Here is a 17,942-nt window from a genome sequence, read left to right as displayed (position 1 = left end):
GGGGGTCAGGTCCGCGGTGTGAACTTCACCGGGAGTTCGGCCATCCCGCGCAGGATGCCCTCGCGTCGGGTCAGGTCCTGGGACGGATCGGCCAGCTCCAGGTCGGGGAAGCGGCGCAGCAGCGTGCCGATGGCGATCTTCGCCTCGGCGCGGGCCAGCGGGGCGCCCAGGCAGAAGTGGACGCCGTGGCCGAAGGCGAGCTGCTGCGGGACCTCGCGGCGGGCCACGTCGAGGATGTCGGGCCGGTCGTAACGGGCCGGGTCGCGGTTGGCCGCCGCGAGGCCGATGATGATCATTTCGCCGGCCGGGACGGTGACGCCGGCGATCTCGTAGTCCTCGACGGTGAAGCGGGCGACGCCCCGGCTGACCGGACCCTCGTAGCGCAGCAGTTCCTCGATCGCGCCGGGGAGCAGCGAGGGGTCGTTCTGGAGCGCGGCCCACTGGTCGGGATGGCGCAGCAGGGCGTGCACGCCGTTGGCGATGAGACTCGCGGTCGTCTCGTGCCCGGCCAGCGTCAGCAGGATGGCCATGGCGGTCAGTTCACGGTCGCTGATCCGCTCCTCGGCCTGGGCCGCGCACAGCGCGCTCAGCAGGTCGTCGCGCGGCTCGGCCTTGCGCTGGGCGATCAACGGCTCGAAGAACTCGGTCAGTTCGGCCCGCGCGCGGGCGCCCTTGGCGAGCCGCTCCGCGGTGTTGGGCGGCATGATGAGCCCGACCGCCAGTCTGGCGAAATCCGGCTGTCCCTCGGCCGGGATGCCGATGAGTTCGCTGAGCACGGCCATGGGCAGCGGCAGGGCGAACTCGGCCACGAGGTCGGCGGTTCCGCGCGGCGCGACCGCGTCGAGGAAGGCGTCGGTGTGCGCCTGGACGCGGGGCGCCAGCGCCTCCACGCGCCGCGCGGTGAACGCCCTGGACACGAGGTTGCGAAGCCGCGTGTGATCGGCGCCGTCGGCGACCAGCATGCTCGCCATCAGGACGTTGGTGCGCTCCTGGTGGGCCATCTCCTCGGCCAGGCCGTTCACCCGCACCGGGCTGCTGCTCAGCCGCGGGTCGGTGAGCGCGGACACGGCCTCGTCGTACCCCGTGACCATCCAGACTTCAAGGGTCGGATTCAGCCGTACCCGCTGGACGACACCGTGTTCCCGAATGCGCTCGAAGAGCGGGTACGGATTGGGCTGTTGGGCGACGTTCAGCGGCATGTCATGGACGATTGTCTGGCTTTGCTCCGGCATCCCCGACTCCCCGAAAGAAAACGAAAGTTCTCAGTCGAACAGTCATACCAGTCGGCCGAGTTGCGTGGTACCGTCACCGAAGATCAGTACGGAGATGCATCGGTGAGACGCTCCGCCCACCGGCGAATCGGCGTTTCGCGCAGTTCGGCTCGGAAGCATTCAAAGGCCTCAATCATGTGGCTCGCGATGCGGGGGGAGACGCTTTCGTGGATCAGATGTCCGTCGCTGACCCGATCCTGGACCTGGCGCATCCGTCCAACCTGCGTAATCCCTATCCCGCCTATGCCCGGCTGCGTGCGGAAACCCCGGTTTTCTGGCATGAATTGCTGGGCTCGTGGGTGTTCACGCGCCACGCCGACTGCCTCGCCGTCCTCACCGACAGCGCCCGCTTCGCGTCCGACTGGCGCCGCGCCGGCGAGGACATACCGGCCCCGCTGCTGAGCGTGCAGACGCTCGACCCGCCCGAGCACACCGCCATCCGCCATCTGCTGCTCGACGGCTTCCGCGCCCAGGACCGCCAGGCGCTGCACGAGCGGATGGAGTTCGAACTCCGGGACCTGCTCGCCGGGGTGGCGCGGCGGCCGTCGTTCGACTTCGTCGGGGAGCTGGCCGAACCGCTCGCGCTGCGGTTCATCACCGCCTTCCTCGGCGTTCCGGCTCCCGACCTCGCCTGGTTCGTGCCGATGTCCCGCACCGTCGTCGACGGCATGGACGCCGGGCTGTGGCCCGAGAAGCACGAGCCCGCGGTCGCCGCGCGGGCCGAACTCGCCGAGTACGCCGGCGGCTGGCTCGGCGACCCGCCCAAGGACGGCCTCATCGCCTACGTCGCCGAACACGCCGACGACGGCGGTGTCGACCCCGCCGTCCTGCGCAACAGTCTGCGCGCCGTGCTGCACGCGGGCTACGAATCGGCGTCCCGGCTGCTCGGCAACGCCGTCGCGGCCCTGCTGACCACCCCCGGGGCGCCGGAGGCGTTCCGCGCGGCGGACCGGGGCACCGCCGTGGACGAGCTGATCAGGTTCGACGCACCCGTGCAGGCGGACGCCCGGGTCTGCGTCACCGAGACCGACATCGGAGGCGTCACCGTTCGAGCGGGTGACCCGGTCACGCTGTTCCTCGGCGCGGCCAACCACGACCCGCTGCGGTTCGCCGACCCCACCGAGCTGCGACTGGACCGCGCTCCGAATCCGCACCTGGGGTTCGGGCGCGGGGCGCACGCCTGTCTGGGTGCGTCCCTGGCGATCCGGCTGACCGGATCGGTCCTCACGGCCCTGGCCACGGAGTATCCCGAGGCGCGGGCGGTCGCGGAACCAGAACACCGCCGCAATCTGACCCTTCGCGGTCTCGACCGCTTCGAGATCAGTCTGCGGCCATGACAACGGGGGAGGAGGAATTGTCATGAAGTACTGGCACTGAACCGAAACCTGAGAGAGCGCGGTGCCCCCTCATGAGAGGTACCCGAGGTGCTTCTCGCTGAGAGGAACTCCCTCTATGAGAGGAACTCCCTCCGTGCGGGGCATTCCCTCCATGAGGGGCATCGCGCTCGGCCCTGTGTTCATGTTATTCCGCGCGTGTTCGGTGTTTCCGGGCGCGTCAAATGGTTTTTCTCCGGCATGTTCTCTGTCGCGGAGGATCGGCATTTCGGTGCTCGCGTGAACGGGGACGTTCCCCGGAGGGAAAGCGCGGCAATTCATTCGCTCAGCACGATGGTGTGCGGCGACGGCTGAAGACGTGCCCGGTAGCGGCGCACGCCCCAGCTGCGATGCTCCAGTTCCGCCGCGATCAGCACCTCCGCCGTGTTCAGCCGCCCGGGCACGAGTTCCACGAGCGCCGCCACCGGGTGGTCCCCGACCAGCGGGAAACGCTTGACCCGGCGGAACTCCCACTGCGGGTTCGGCTGGGAGGCGCCGTGCCCCCGGACGATCCACTCCTCCCGTGCCGGCCCGCCGCCCGGCGGCCGCTCCACCCCCACGTCCACCACCCCCGTGGTGACCGTGAAGTTCAGGCCCGTGCCGGGGCCGCCGACCGGCCGGGTGCGCTCGCCGGGGTCGATCAGCCGCGCGATCGGCTGTGCCCCGCCGTCCGGTGTGGACAGCGCGACGCCCAGGGAGGCATGGCGGAACGCGCCCTTGCCCTCGGGGGTCTCGGGCCGGAACGAGCACACCATCACCAGTTGCCGGAACTCCCGGTCGGGTATGGACCTGAGATAGGTCAGCCAGTCCGCCGGCGCGCCCGCGTGGTCGGCGGGCAGCAGGTCCCAGCCGAAGGTGAGCCGGCCGCGCAGCGGTCCGTCGTCCGCCGGAGCGCCGAGCGTGCGCTCCGGCACGAGGTCGACGTCGTGCAACCGGATGTCGGTCATGGGCTGCCCCCTTGCTCTTGCCTACCGCGCAGGTAGGTGAACGCTCCCCAGTCACGGCCGTGGGGATACGCGGCGCGGGTGGCGAGCTGGGCGTCGCGGAAGGCGCGCTCCGGATCCGCGCCCCGGGCGATCCGCAGGTGCAGGTGGTGGTGGAAGTACGTGGCCGGCTCCGGGCGCACGGGCCACAGGCTGCCGACCACGGCCTGCGCGCCGGCGGTGATCAGTGCCGTGGGGATGCCCCGGACGTTGTCCCCGCGGTCGAACCGGCCGAGCGCCGACTCGCAGGCGGCGAGCGTCACCAGGCGGACGCCGCGCAGATCGGCCTCCAGGAAGTCGTGGGCGAAGACCCGGCCGTCGTCGTCGCCGTCCGGGGTGAGGTACAGGCAGTGCAGCCAGGGAGCGTCCTGGTCCGACGTGCCGTGGACGGCGAGGTGGACGACGTCCGCCGTCGACAGCTCGGCCAGCAGCCGGTCCCGGGTGGCCGCGACCCCGGTGACGGCCCGCGCGCCGACGGCCTCGGCGACCTTCCGCGCGTGCTCGTCCAGCGCGGGTTCGGCGGGGAGACCGTAGGGCACGCCACCGCCCGCGGAGGCCAGGACGGCGGTGCGCCGCGGGCGTACCGGTCCTGCGGCGGGGGCCAGGGACTCCAGGCCGGCGATGGTGGTGACCGTCCAGTCGTCGGCGATCGGCCGGCCGCCGACGTGGCACAGCGGCAACGGCAGGTAGTGCAGGGCGCCGTGCGGCCAGGCGAGCACACGGTCCTTGCCGCGGGCGCGCCACTCGGCCCACCGCTCGGCCGGGCCGAGCGGCAGTTCGCCCGACTCCAGCAGCCGGCGGCCCTCCGGTGTGACGTCTGCGAACAGCGGGTCGCGCTGCACCTCCGTGCGGATCGCCTCGACCAGGTCCGCCACCGGATGCCGGTCGTGGTCCTCCTGTCTGTTCTCCTCGTCCTCGCCGAGCTGCACGACGAGGTCCCGGCCCTCCCGGGTGACCGTGAGCAGCACCGCCGCCCCGCGCACCGCCGCGGGCAGGAACCAGGTCAGCAGCACCGTCCGGTCGTCCAGCAGGTCGTGCGCCGTCGCCCAGAGGTGGCGGTCGTCGACGAACGGAGTCGAGCGGCGGCGCAGCTCCTCGTCGATGAGTGAGGAGACGCGCCACCGCAGGTTCCGGGCGACCTGCGGGTCGTCGTGCCCGCCGGGGCGGAGGTCGGCGTCCAGCGCGGTCAGCAGGTTCGGCGACGCGCCGCCGACGGCGGCGGGCCGTTCCCGGTCGCGCAGCCTGCCGAGGACGTGCTGGAGGTGCGGGGGCAGCGTGAGCGGGCCGTCGATCCGCCACCACGCGCCGAGCTGTGATCCCTTGCCGGCCTGGTGCAGACCGAGCATCAGCCCCAGCGGCAGCGTCCCGCTCTCCACGGTGAGCCGCCAGACCGCCGTGTGCACGAGGTCGCGCAGGATGCCGCCGAGTTCCGGCGCGCCGCTCGGGTCGAAGTTCGGCAGGTCCACGATGACGGCGTACAGCGCACCCCGCAGTTCGTCCCCGCGCAGGCCGTCCAGGTGCTGTGCGAACGGCACCAGGCTCGCCCGGGCCAGGGCCTCGAAGCCGAGCGAGGCGTAGGCGAGGGCCGCGTACGTGTAGTAGCCCCATGGGAACGGGACCGGGCCGGCCGCCGGCTCGCCCGCCTCGGCCGCCTGGTGGTACAGGTCCGCCGTCAGCAGCCGGGCCTCTTCGCTCCCCTGGTCGCCCGCCTGCTTCAGCAGGGCGACCCCCAGCGCCGGCTGCCGCCGGTCGCGGGCGTGCGCGGCGGTGTGCAGCAGCGCCGCCGACCGCTGCGCGGGCGTCCAGGACTCCGGGAACGAGACGCCGAGCGCCTGGCCCGGGCCGGGGCAGTCCAGCGGGTCGTCGGGCAGGACGTGCAGCCGTGCCTCGATCAGCTGTCTGCGGTGGGCGGCGTCCCACCGGAAGCCGAGCCGCCGCGCCCGGTCGAGCACGATCCGCAGCAGTGGGCGGTCGGCGCGCTCCCGGGCCAGATTGACGCCCTGGCTGATCACCTTCGCGGTGGTCGTGGTGCCGTGGGCGGCGACGCAGTCCGCCAGGGGCGTCCCGAACACGGCCGTGAGCAGTGCGCCGACCGTCTCCGGGGGAACGTCGTCGACCACCCTGAGCAGGAACAGGGCGAGGTCCGGCTGACCGAGGTGTGACGAGTCGTCGAGCAACGCGGAGAGCGCGGCGCGGGCGAGGTCCTGGCGCACGCCCCGCGAGTCCCCTGGGCGCACGCCCCGCTCGTCCCCGGTGATCTGCGACAACGACGCCAGGAGCCGGGGTCTTCGCGTGCCGCCGTCCAGTTCCAGCGCCCGCGCCACCAGGTGGCCGGCCTCCGTCAGGAGGCGGGGCGAGTCGGCCTGGAGGGGCCGCTCGTCGGTGAACCACGTGCGGTACAGGTCCGCCGTCCAGCGGGCGGACCAGGTGGTCAGGCCGGTGCGGGCGTAGTCGTCGGCGGCGTGGTCCTCCGGTCCCCGGGTGGCCGTCCGCAGCCGTGCGGCGGCGAGCAGCGCGGCCTGCCGTTCGGCGGGGTCGCTCACCTCGTCGATCAGCCGCGCCGCCACCGCGTCGGCCTCCTCGAAGACCGCGCGTTCGCACCGGTCGGCCAGCAGCGGGACCGCCGACTCGAGGGTGTGCAGCGCGGCGGTCCGCCACGCGGCCGGGCTCGCGCAGGCGTCGGCGACCTCGGCGGCCAGACACCAGTAGACGTACGCGAACTCGGTCAGCCCTCGGTGGTCGAGGAACTCGTCCCGGAACAGCAGGTCGGCGAGGGTCCCGGTGGGCGGGCCGGCCGGCGCGTGGTGCTCGGCCAGGGCCTGCCGGGTCCGTTCCAGGTCGCGGGCCCGTCGCTTGGCCGCGTCCAGCGACAGGACGCGGTCGCAGACGAACCGCGCCAGTTCCGTCAGCTCGCCGACGGGGTCGAGGAGGAGGGTGACCACGGGCTCGCCGTGGTCCTCGCGGCGTGGCGGGCCGTAGCGCACGGGGCCGGCGCACACCATCCCCCGGCGGGTCTCCTGGGCGAGCGCGCCGGCCGGGTCGTCGGTGGCGGGCAGCACGTGGGAGACGACCAGCAGGACGGAGCCGGAGGCGTCCGCCGTCTCGCGCCAGCCCGGCGGTACGTCCAGCGCGAGGTCGTGCGCGAACCGCTCCCCGTCGGGACCGTGGACGGTGAGGACTCCGGCCTCGTCCCGTGTGACGCGCCAGCGGGGGTCGACGGGGGCGCCGAGGGCGAGGTCGTCCAGCGAGAGCAGCACGGGCAGGCCCCAGGCGTGCGCGCGGGTGAACAGGCTGCCGCCCGCGCCGGCGCCGGTGGTGAACGGGCTGACGGACGCCGCTCCGACCGCGAGTCCGGCCGTCCTGCGGCCGTCCCTCTCCACCACGAACGCCCACCCGGTGATGTCCCTCGACAGCCGCACGCCGTTCCCCCCGCGCCAACCGGTGCCCCGTGTCCATCAGGTCCACAGTGACACGCACCCCCGTCCGAAGCGCCGACCGGAACGCATGTCCACACGGAACCGGAACAGACACCCCCGCCACAGGTGACCAGAAACGATCAAGGGGCGACCTCAAAACGATCACAAAATGTGATTCAGATCACGTAACTGATTGCCCCTCAGCACCCCCTCCATCCCCTTTCGCCCGTTTAAATCCCCAGCAACAACAAGCCACTTGGCGCCCTATGCTCGCCTTCACCTACTGACCACAGGTTGTTCACATGCTCCGGCGTTGCCGGAAACGGGGGAGTGAAGTTGGCGATCCGTCATGCCCGGAGACGGCCCAGAGCCGCCGTCCGTGCCGTAGCGCTCGTGCTCGGGCCTGCGTTGATGCTGAGCGCGATGGGGGCCGGTGTCGCCGGCGCGGAGGACGGGGACCAGCCGCCCGCGTCCGTGCCCGACGCCGCGACCACCGCGTCCGAGCAGGCGCAGCGCACCGGGGAGCCCGTCGAGGTGACCGAGGAGCGTGGGGTCGCCGAGCGCGTGTTCGCGTTGCCCGAAGGGGGCTTCCGCAGCGAGCTGTCGGCCGCGCCCCGCTGGGCGCCGCAGCCGGACGGCTCCTGGAAGGACATCGACACCGCGCTGGAGTTCAAGCCGGACGGCTCGGTCGGGCCGCGGACCGCGCTGATCGACGTCGAGTTCTCGGGCGGCGGCACCGACCCGCTGGTGGCCGTCGCGGACGGTGGCCGTTCCGCCGCCCTGCGGTGGCCCGGCCGGCTGCCCGAGCCGGTGCTGGTGGGCGACACCGCCGAGTACCGCTCGGTACTGCCTGGAGTTGATCTGCACATGACAGCCAGTGCGGAGGGTTTCCGCCAGGTGCTGGTCGTGCGGACCGAGGCCGCGGCCGACAACCCGGCGCTCTCGCGGATCGAACTCACGCAGAGCAACGACGGGCTGCGGATCAAGGAGAACGCCGAGGGCGGCATCTCCGTCGTCGACGCCACCACCGGGGCGTCCGTCTTCTCCGGCGGCACCCCGCTGATGTGGGACTCCGGCAGCGAGGCCGGCGCCCACGCCTCGGGCGACCCGGTCAAGGACGCGCTCCAGGAGGACCCCGCCGCGGCCCCCATGCCGGGCGACACCCACGCCCAGGTGGACCTGGACATCGACGACGACACGGTGAAGCTCACCCCCGACCCGGCCCTGCTGGACTCCGTGGACGCCTCCCGTCTGCCGCTGTACATCGACCCGCCGCTCAACGTCGACAAGCCCGACAAGTCCGCGTCCCGGTCGTTCTACACCTGGGCCAACAGTGGCCACCCCTCCACCACGTACGACAACTTCGACGACGACAAGGGCATCGGCCGCTGCACCAGCGGCGGTTGCGGGACCAACTACGTCGGCCGGATGTACTTCGAGTACAACCTGGACGGCTGGGAGAACCGCAAGATCTACGACGCCACCTTCCACGTCTACGAGACCTTCTCCTACAACTGCGAGCCGAGCTGGGTGAACCTGCACCTGGTCGACGCGGGGAGGCTCTCCAAGGACACCACCTGGAACAACAAGCCCGGGGACGGCGACCTGATGGGCGACCGCAAGGTGGCCTACGGCAACGAGGAGTACGGCTGCGAGAACGGTTCCGTCGCCTTCAACGACAACCCCGAGGAAGGCAACGAGAACCTGACCAGGACCGTCCGCTCCAAGGCCGGCTCGGGCTCGGCGATCGCCTTCTCCCTGCGCGCCGCCGACGAGGACGCGGCCGGCGGCTGGAAGCGCTTCAAGGGCGACAGCGGCACGCTCCAGATCTTCTACAACACCCTGCCGAGCAAGCCGAGCGGTGAGCGCACCACCAGCCCCACCACCTCGTGCGTCACGGGCGGCGGCCGTCCCTTCATCCGCGACGACACGCCCGTCATGACCGTCAACGTCTCCGACCCCGACCCGCACAACGTACGCACCCTCTACCGGGTCTGGGACATGCTGCCCGACGCCGCCGACGTCCAGGTGGGCGGCGACCTGTGGACCGCGTACAAGGCGGACGGCACCTTCGAGAAGGGCATCCCCGACAACAAGCTCAAGCACGGGCACACCTACCACTGGCACGCCCAGGCCAGCGACGGCATCGACGAGGGCCCGTGGTCGGACTGGTGCGAGTTCTCCTACGACAGCCAGCGCCCCAGCACCAAGCCGAAGGTGACCCTGGAGACCACCGGCGACATCGTCTCGGGCACCACGCCGAAGTTCACCTTCTCGCCCAACGGCTCGGTGGACACCGCCTACGGCAACGACGTGGACCGCTTCGTGTACGGCCTGAACACCGACACCCTGGCCGCCTCCACCGACCCGGCCACCCGCGGCGCCGCCGCCACCGGAGTCTCCGTCGCGGTACCGAAGTTCGGCCTCAACGTGCTCTCCGTCGCCAGCGTCGACGAGGCGGGCAACGTCGGCCCGGTGGAGGACTACGTCTTCCAGTCCGGCCGCGCCTGTGACGACCCGCCCGCCGAGAGCTGCGCGGTGGCCTCCTACCGGATGGACGAGACCAGCGGCACCACCGCCGCCGACTCCGCCTCCTCCACGGCCGCCGACAAGGACCCGCTGACCGTCTCCGGCGGCACCTGGGTGGCGGGCAGCAACACCGCCGTCACCACCGACCGCGCGCTCCGCCTCGACGGCGTCGCCACCGACCACGCCACCGCCACCAGCCTGACCGACACCCGTCAGGGCTTCACGGTCATGGCCCGCGCCAAGGTCTCCGACGTCTCCGCCAACCGCGCGGTCGTCAGCCAGACCGGCGACAAGGGCAACGGCTTCGTCCTCTACTGGTCCACCACCTACGGCTGGGTCTTCGGCCGCCACCGCGACGCCACCACCGGCACCGAGGCCGCCCGCGCCCGGGCCTCCGCGCCCGGCGCCTCCCCGGTGGGCAAGTGGGTCCACCTCGCCGGGGTGTTCGACCCGTCGAAGAACCAGATCACGCTCTACGTCAACGGCGTCGAGCAGGGCAGCGACCAGGTGATCCCCTCCAACGAGGACGGCACCAGCTACGACCCCACCAAGGTCTGGCACGCGGACGGCGGCTTCCACGTCGGCCGCGCCCGCTGGAACGGCGCCTTCGCCGACCCCTTCAAGGGCGACATCGACGACGTGCGGGTCTACCCGACCGTCCTCGGCGCCCGTGACATCGACAAGGCCGCGAACACCGACTGACCCCGCGGCACGGCGCCCGCACGGCTCGACCGGCCGTGCGGGCCCGCCTTTCCACACCCTTCAGCACCTTCACGCACGACGACTGCTCGATGCGCCGGGGCGTGCCGCCTCGTGCTGCCCCGGGTGGGGAACGCCGGCCGCCCAGAGCGCCGGACGACACAGAGACAGAGAGGTCGCGCCATGCGCCTTAGCAGGGGGGCACCCCCCGGAACCCGACCAGTCCCACACAGAATCCGGGCCGCCGGCCGCTCCATCGCCGCCGGCCTGGCGGGCGTCCTCGCCCTCACCATCCTCCAGGGGCCGCCGGCCCACGCCGACGACGTCGACGAGGCGGCGCGCGAGAAGCGCCGGCCCAAGACCCAGACGATGGAGTCCGTCCCGGTCGAGCCGATCCCCTGGGACACCACCCTCCCGCCGGACGACGCGGCCAAGGCCTCCCGCGCCGCGACACCCGCGCCGGTGTGGCCCGCGGCCGGCACCGCCGTCGCCGAACTGCCCCTGGCGAGCCTGCGCAAGCGCGCCCTGAGCGGCGACCTCACCACCCCCGAGGCCGCGGTCGAGGGCCGCGCCGGCACGCTCCCGGTGCGGGTCTCCGCCCCGTCCGCCGTCCGCGCCGGGCTCGTCTCGGCCAAGGGCGCCACCCGCGACCGCACGGCCGGCACCCTCGCCGCGCAGGTCCCCGGCAAGGTCTCCGTACGGGTCCTGGACCGCGCCTCCTCGCGGCGCGCCGGGATCGACGGCCCCGTGCTGACACTGGCCCGCGCCGACGGCACCGCCGCGGCCGGCCGGGTCACCGTCGAGGTCGACTACAAGAAGTACGCCAAGGCCTACGGCGGCGACTGGGCCACCCGGCTGCGGCTCGTCCAGCTCCCCGCCTGCGCGCTGACCACGCCGACGGCGGCCGGCTGCGCCGCGGGCACGGTCCTGGACACCGCCAACGACGCGAAGACCGGCACACTGACCGCCGAGGTCGGCGTCCCGGCCGCGCCCAAGGCGGCGGCCGGTGCGAAGAGCACCCTCGCCGCTTCCGCCGCCGCGGCCTCCGTGGTCGCGGTCTCCGCCGCCGCCTCCGGGCCGAACGGCAGCTTCGCCGCGACGCCGCTGACCCCGGCGGGCACCTGGCAGATGGCCGGCAACTCCGGCTCGTTCTCCTGGCAGTACCCGCTGCGGGTGCCGCCGGCCGTCGCCGGCCCCTCGCCGCAGTTGCAGCTGTCGTACAACTCGGGCTCGGTGGACGGCCGTACGTCCTCCACCAGCGGGCAGACCGGCTGGGTCGGTGAGGGCTTCGACCTCTCCCAGGGCTACATCGAGCGTTCCTACCGTTCCTGCAAGGACGACGGGCACGACACCGAGGGCGAGGAGAAGTACGACCAGTGCTGGGTCTCCGACAACGCCACCATGTCCTTCGGCGGCCGCAACGGCGAGCTGGTCAAGAAGTCCGGCGCAGACCCCTCCAGGACCCTCGACGGCAACCCGGACATGAAGCTGGAGGGCACCTGGCGGCTGAAGACCGACGACGGCACGAAGATCGAGCGCTGGTCGGGCGGCTTCAACTCCGGTGAGAGCAAGGAGTTCTGGCTGGTCACCACGACCGACGGAACCCGCTACTACTTCGGCCGCAACAAGCGGTCCGCCGACGACTCCGAGGCCCAGGACTCCGCCTGGCAGACGCCCGTCTACGGCGACGACTCCGGCGAGCCCTGCCACAAGGACACCTTCAAGGAGTCCCGCTGCAACCAGACCTGGCGCTGGAACCTCGACTACGTCCTGGACACGCACGACAACTCGATGACCCTGTACTGGGAGAAGGAGACCAACCGCTACGGCGCCAACCGTGACGACGTCTCCGTCGCCTACGACCGGGGCGGCTACCTCAAGCGCATCGAGTACGGCGAGCGCAAGGGCGCCGACCTGACCACCGAGGCGCCCGCCCGGGTCGTCTTCGGCGTCGCCGAGCGCTGCAAGGCCGCCGCCGCCGACTGCGAGCCCGGCGACCTGAAGGAGAGCACCGCCGCGAACTGGCCGGACGTGCCGTTCGACCAGATCTGCACCGACACCGACTCCTGCGAGGAGCAGTGGTCGCCGTCGTTCTTCTCCCGCAAGCGGCTGACCTCCGTCACCACCGAGGTCCGCAAGTCCGGCGGCGGCTACGCCCCGGTGGACACCTGGACCCTCGACCAGAGCTACCCCGACACCGGTGACGGTTCCACCGCCTCCCTGTGGCTCCAGTCCATCACCCACACCGGCAAGGCGAACGGCGCCACCAGCGAGCCGCTGAAGACCGTCTTCTACGGCGTCAAGAACAACAACCGGGTGTACGCCAACACCGACGGCCGGCTGCCCATGGGCAAGTGGCGCATCCGGGCCATCCGCTCCGAGACCGGCGGCGTCACCTCGGTGACGTACAAGGACACCGAGTGCGCGGCCGGCGAGACGCGGACGCCGTGGAACAACACCAGGCGCTGCTTCCCGTCCTTCTGGTCCGAGGAGGGCAGCATCGGGGAGGACGAGGACTGGTTCCACAAGTACGTCGTGGACACCGTCGCCGAGGACGACGCGACCGTGCCCGGCGTCGACAAGGTGACCAAGTACTCGTACTTCGGCGGCGCGGCCTGGCGCTACGACGACAGCGAGATCGCCAAGGCGAAGAAGAAGACCTGGTCGCAGTTCCGGGGCTTCCGCACGGTCCGCACGGTCACCGGTGACTCCACCACCAAGCAGCTGAGCAGCGAGAGCACCTTCCTGCGCGGCATGGACGGCGACCGGGCGAACGAGGACGGCGGCAGCGAGGACGTCTGGACGACCGCCTCCGACGGCACCCGCGTCCAGGACGCCGACCGGCTCCAGGGCTACCTGCTGGAGACCCGCACCTACTCCTCCGTCCCGGCCGACACCGCCGCCGACCGCGCGGCCAAGGAGGTCACCGGCTCGGTCAACACACCGTGGCTGTCGGCCGCCACCGCCACCGAGGGCTCCGACAAGGCGCAGCTCACCGGCACCGCGCGGGTGGACACCCGGACCGCGCTGGACGGCTCGGCGGTGCGCCGGACCGCGATCGTCCACGAGTACGACTCCTACGGCATGCTCAGGCAGTCGTCCGACCTGGGCGACATCGGCGCGGACAAGGCCAACGCCGACACCACCGACGACTCCTGCACCCGCTACGAGTACGCCCGCAATCACGAGCGGACCCTGCTCACCCTGGTGAAGCGGGTCCACACCGTCGCCGTGGGCTGCGACACCACCGCGAGCCTGCCCGGCGACGCGGTCTCCGACGTGCGCACCCTGTACGACGGGCTGGCCTACGGCGCCGAGCCCACCCAGGGCGAGGTGTCCTCCTCGCAGCGCGTCACCGGCTACACCGACGGCAAGCCCGTCCTGCAGACCGTCAGCCGCACCGAGTACGACGTCCACGGACGCGTCACCGCGAGCTACGACACCAAGGACAACAAGACCGTCACGTCCTACACCCCCGCCACCGGCGGCCCGGTCACGGGCATGAAGGTCACCACCCCGCCCGCGGCCGCCGGCGGCACCGGGCACAGCACCACCTCGGTCGTCGACCCCGCCTGGGGCCTGGTCACCAGCACCGTCGACGCCAACTCCCAGCGCACCGACCTGGCGTACGACGCGCTGGGCCGGCTGACCAAGGTGTGGCTGCCCGGCCGGGCCAAGGCGAGCGACCTGCCCAACACCGAGTACGTCTACTCCATCCGCGCCGACGGCCCGACCTCCGTCACCACCAAGACGCTGCGCGCCAACGGCAACGTCACCGTCAGCCACGCCCTCTACGACGGCCTGCTGCGCGAGCGGCAGACGCAGGCCCCGACGCCCAACACCGGCCGCGTCCTGACGCTCACCGAGTACGACTCGCGCGGTCTGGCGATCATCCAGCACGGGCCGTTCTACAACCTGAACGACCCGGACACCCAGCTGGTGGACTCGTCGGCGGCGGTGGGCGGGACTCCGCCGGCGACCGAGACGACGTACGACGGCGCGGGCCGGGCCACGGCCACCGCGTTCAAGGTCGCGGGCGCCGTGAAGTGGCGGGGCACCACCACGTTCCACGGCGACCACACCACCACCATCCCGCCGCCCGGCAGCACGCCCAGCACCACCTGGAAGGACGCCCAGGGCCGCACCACGAAGCTCGTCGAGTACGAGTCCGCCGACACCAGCGGCGTCGCGCGCACCACGACGTACGACTACGACAAGGCGGGCCGTCTCCAGCAGGTCACCGACACGACCGGCAAGAACGTCTGGAAGTGGACGTACGACCTGCTCGGTCGCAAGAAGACCGCCGTGGACCCCGACAAGGGCACCACGTCGATGACGTACGACGAGTTCGACCGGGTCAGGACGACCACGGACGCGCTCGGCCAGACGCTCACCTACAGCTACGACAACCTCGGCCGCACCACGAGGATCGTCAACGGCGCGACCGTCCTCAACTCGTGGGTCTACGACACGGTCGCGCCGAACGGCATCGGCCGTATGACCTCCGCGAGCACCTTCAGCGGGGGCCACGAGTACAAGTCCACGGTCGAGGCGTACGACGTGGGCGGCCGTCCCACCAAGACCACGGTGACCGTGCCCGGCGCCGAGACCGGTCTGGGCGGCTCGTACACCACCACCGCCGAGTACCGGGTGGACGGCACGCCGAAGTCGATGACGCTCCCGGCGGCGGGCAACCTCGCCTCCGAGAAGCTCACCTACGGCTTCAACACCGTCGGACAGCCCGTCTACTCCTACGGCGCCACGGACTACGTCCGGGACACCACCTACTCCAACTTCGGTGAACCGCTCCAGTTCACGCTCGGCACCAGCAGCTCCGCCAAGCAGACCTGGATCACCAACTTCTACGAGGAAGGCACCCGCAGGCTCGCCCGGACCCGCCTCGACCGCGAGTCCGTCGCCACCCCCGACACCGACCTCAACTGGGCGTACGACGCCTCCGGCAACGTCACCAAGCTCGCGGACACCCCCGAGGGCAAGACCCCGGACGTCCAGTGCTTCCAGTACGACTACCTGCGCCGGCTCACCGACGCGTGGACGCAGACGTCCACCACCTGCGCCGAACCGACCGCGGGCAGCACCATCGGCGGCCCGGCCCCGTACTGGCACCAGTACACCTACGACGCGGCCGGCAACCGCACCGAGGAGGTCCGCAACCCGGTCAACCCGGCGGCGGGCGGCACCGCGGCACAGCGGGTCACCAGCACCTACACGCCGAACAATGCCGGGGTCTTCCCCGTCCACGCGCTGCGCGGCACCTCCGTCAAGACCGAGACGGTCAACACCTCCGGCGCGGTGACGGCGACCACCAACACCGCCGACAGCTACGGCTACGACGCGGCCGGCAACACCGTCAGCCGCACCAAGCAGGCCTCCGCGGCCGGCGCGGCCGTCAACCAGGTGCTGCGCTACAACGCGCAGGGCAGGCTCGCCTCCACCTCCAAGGTGGGCGAGGAGGGCCATGTCACGGGCCTGGCGGGCAAGTGCCTGGACGTCCAGGGCTCGGCCACGGCGGCGGGCACCCCGGTACAGATCCACACCTGCGGCACGACCGACGCGCAGAACTGGGAGCTGACCAAGGAGGGGCAGCTCAAGGCCCTCGGCGTGTGCGCCGAGCCCGCGAGCTCCGCGCAGTCGGCGGCCGTCCAGGTCCAGGCCTGCGACCCGGCCGACGCCAACCAGAGGTGGAGCGTCCGCGACGACGGCGGCCTGCGGCACAACGCCTCCGGCCGGTGCCTGGACGTGCCGTCCTCGGCCACGGCCGACGGCACCGACCTCACGCTCCACGACTGCAACGGCACCGCCGCGCAGCGGTGGATCTTCGCCAAGCACACCTCGTACGTCTACGACGCCTCGGGGAACCGGCTCATCCGGCGCGAGTACGGCAAGTCCACGCTGTACCTGGGCGACACCGAACTCACCGTCGACACCAAGAACACCGCCGCGACCTCGGACGACACCAAGACGGCGGTCCGCTACTACGTCTTCGGCGGCGCCACCGTCGCCATCCGCACCTCGTCCACCCAGGTGTACTGGCTCGGCGGCGGCTACAACGGCACCGCCGAGATCTCGGTCGACGCCGCCACGCAGACCGTCACCCAGCGGCGCACCACTCCCTTCGGGCAGGTGCGCGGCACCGCCGGCGCGATCCCCGGTCAGAAGGGCTTCGTCGGCGCGACCAACGACCCGGGCTCCGGCCTGGTCCACATGGGAGCCCGGCAGTACGACCCGGCCACCGGACGCTTCCTGTCCGTCGACCCGGTGCTCGACCTGACCGACCCCCAGCACCTCAACGCCTACGCCTACGGCCGCAACAACCCGGTCGTCTTCCCCGACCCCACGGGCCTGTGGTGGGGCTGGTCCGACATCGGTCACGCGACGCTCGACGTCGTGGGCCTGGTGCCGGTCCTCGGTGAGGCCGCCGACGTCATCAACGGCGCCTGGTACCTGGCCGAGGGCAACTACGTCGACGCGGGGCTCTCCTTCTCCTCCGCCATTCCGCTCGCCGGATACGCGGCGACGGCGGCCAAGGGAGCCAAGTACGTCGACGAGGCGGTCGACGCGGTCAAGACCGCCGACAAGACCACCGAGGCGGCGTCCGACGCGAGCAAGGCCACCAAGGCCGCGGACGAGGTCGTCCCGCCGCCGGCGCCCAAGCCGAAGGAGGCACCCAAGCCGGACAAGCCCGCGAAGGCGAAGGACGACGCGGGCGGTGACCGCGGGTCCGGTGCCTCGTCGAAGCGGACCACCCGCAAGGACCACAACGACCAGCCGCTGGTGGTCAAGGGCCGCGAACAGAAGAACGTGGGCGCGAAGGACAAGGGCCCGGAAAGCGTGGAAACCGGTAAGCGCGCCGACGGTGAAACGGTCTATGCCGGGCACGGGTACCACGGCCAGAATTCCCGGCAGATGATGGTTCCGCAGGGAACCACCCTGCACTTCTACATCCCGCACAACATGAAGCTGAACGATTCCGTGGGCAAGGCGGTGGAGAAGGGCGGACCCGATGCTCCCAGCCCGGTAGAATCCTTCGGTCCGGGATCCATCCTGCCCGACTACATCATCGCCCCGCCCACGAATCTGAACATCATGGGAGGGAGCCGGACGGTGACCGAGGCGACCAACATCAGCAATGTGATCAGCCAAGGCATGGGCGACGTCCACATGGCGATCTGCCGTGAGTTCAACGCCCTGCACTTCGGTTAGCCGACCGTCCCGGTTCGAGAATCGAGCGAGAGAGTGCCGTACTACCCGGATTTCAGTCTCTACGACTACGACTACTACTCCCCACCGGAGGGAATGACCATCGGCTGGCTCATGAAAGGCCATGATTTCCCGCAGGGTGATGTGGAGATCGAGGACCTGGAGAACCTGGCCGATCTGGGGCATCTGCTGGAGGAGCAGAGTCGTGGGTGGCACTACTGCACCTTCTGCGGAAAGCCGGAGTTGCAGTACGCCTGGTCGGAGAGATTCGACTCGAAATACGCGCTGGGAAGCGCGGAGATCAGAGTCCGCTCCGACGACGGCACTCTCTACGTCGCCCCGAACCTGATCACCCACTACGTCCTGGACCACGGGTACCGGCCTCCGGCCGAGTTCCTGCGAGCGGTCCGCGAGGACGTACGACGCCGCTGGCCCCAGGGGGCCTGACCC

General features: G+C 71.5%; 7 protein-coding genes. 4 read left to right on the top strand and 3 right to left on the bottom strand.

Going from position 1 to position 17,942, the window contains the following annotated elements; all coding sequences use genetic code 11:
• Window positions 1-5 precede the first annotated feature (5 nt).
• Window positions 6-1,199: a cytochrome P450 gene (locus ALMP_RS19705; protein WP_264930070.1), complete on the bottom strand. Its 1,194-nt coding sequence runs from the start codon at window positions 1,197-1,199 to the stop codon at window positions 6-8.
• Between the two features lie 248 nt (window positions 1,200-1,447).
• Between ALMP_RS19705 and ALMP_RS19700 the strand changes: the two genes are divergently transcribed.
• Complete coding sequence (locus ALMP_RS19700) at window positions 1,448-2,608, top strand: cytochrome P450 (protein WP_264930068.1); 1,161 nt, start codon at window positions 1,448-1,450, stop codon at window positions 2,606-2,608.
• Window positions 2,609-2,922: 314 nt separating this feature from the next.
• Here the strand turns inward: ALMP_RS19700 and ALMP_RS19695 are convergent, their stop codons facing one another.
• Window positions 2,923-3,591 carry a hypothetical protein gene (locus ALMP_RS19695; RefSeq protein WP_264930066.1) on the bottom strand — a complete coding sequence of 223 codons (669 nt, stop codon included), beginning with the start codon at window positions 3,589-3,591 and terminating at the stop codon, window positions 2,923-2,925.
• Window positions 3,588-7,046 carry a CHAT domain-containing protein gene (locus ALMP_RS19690; RefSeq protein WP_264930063.1) on the bottom strand — a complete coding sequence of 1,153 codons (3,459 nt, stop codon included), beginning with the start codon at window positions 7,044-7,046 and terminating at the stop codon, window positions 3,588-3,590. Before ALMP_RS19690 ends, ALMP_RS19695 begins: the two co-directional genes overlap by 4 nt.
• A gap of 420 nt (window positions 7,047-7,466) precedes the next feature.
• On the opposite strand from ALMP_RS19690, the gene ALMP_RS19685 reads away from it, so the two are divergent.
• From ALMP_RS19685 to ALMP_RS19675, 3 genes are all read left to right on the top strand, one after another.
• On the top strand, window positions 7,467-10,274 hold the full coding sequence (locus ALMP_RS19685; protein ID WP_264930061.1) for a LamG-like jellyroll fold domain-containing protein: 2,808 nt from the start codon (window positions 7,467-7,469) through the stop codon (window positions 10,272-10,274).
• A 180-nt stretch (window positions 10,275-10,454) separates the two neighbouring features.
• The gene (locus tag ALMP_RS19680) at window positions 10,455-17,495 is read left to right on the top strand and encodes a ricin-type beta-trefoil lectin domain protein (protein WP_264930059.1); all 7,041 of its coding nucleotides are present in this window, start codon (window positions 10,455-10,457) and stop codon (window positions 17,493-17,495) included.
• Between the two features lie 33 nt (window positions 17,496-17,528).
• Entirely contained in the window at window positions 17,529-17,939 is a 411-nt protein-coding gene (locus ALMP_RS19675) for a hypothetical protein (RefSeq protein WP_264930057.1), read from the top strand.
• Window positions 17,940-17,942: the final 3 nt, after the last annotated feature.

Origin of the sequence: Streptomyces sp. A012304 (assembly GCF_026008495.1) — a bacterium.
Lineage (GTDB): Bacteria > Actinomycetota > Actinomycetes > Streptomycetales > Streptomycetaceae > Streptomyces.
This window is presented reverse-complemented; position numbering and strand designations above follow the sequence as displayed.

Excerpts from the sequence above, each read along its gene's own strand:
- ALMP_RS19705 (WP_264930070.1), bottom strand. The coding sequence starts at position 1,199 with ATGCCGCTGAACGTCGCCCAACAGCCCAATCCGTACCCGCTCTTCGAG.
- ALMP_RS19700 (WP_264930068.1), top strand. The coding sequence starts at position 1,448 with ATGTCCGTCGCTGACCCGATCCTGGACCTGGCGCATCCGTCCAACCTG.
- ALMP_RS19695 (WP_264930066.1), bottom strand. The coding sequence starts at position 3,591 with ATGACCGACATCCGGTTGCACGACGTCGACCTCGTGCCGGAGCGCACG.
- ALMP_RS19685 (WP_264930061.1), top strand. The coding sequence starts at position 7,467 with ATGGGGGCCGGTGTCGCCGGCGCGGAGGACGGGGACCAGCCGCCCGCG.
- ALMP_RS19680 (WP_264930059.1), top strand. The coding sequence starts at position 10,455 with ATGCGCCTTAGCAGGGGGGCACCCCCCGGAACCCGACCAGTCCCACAC.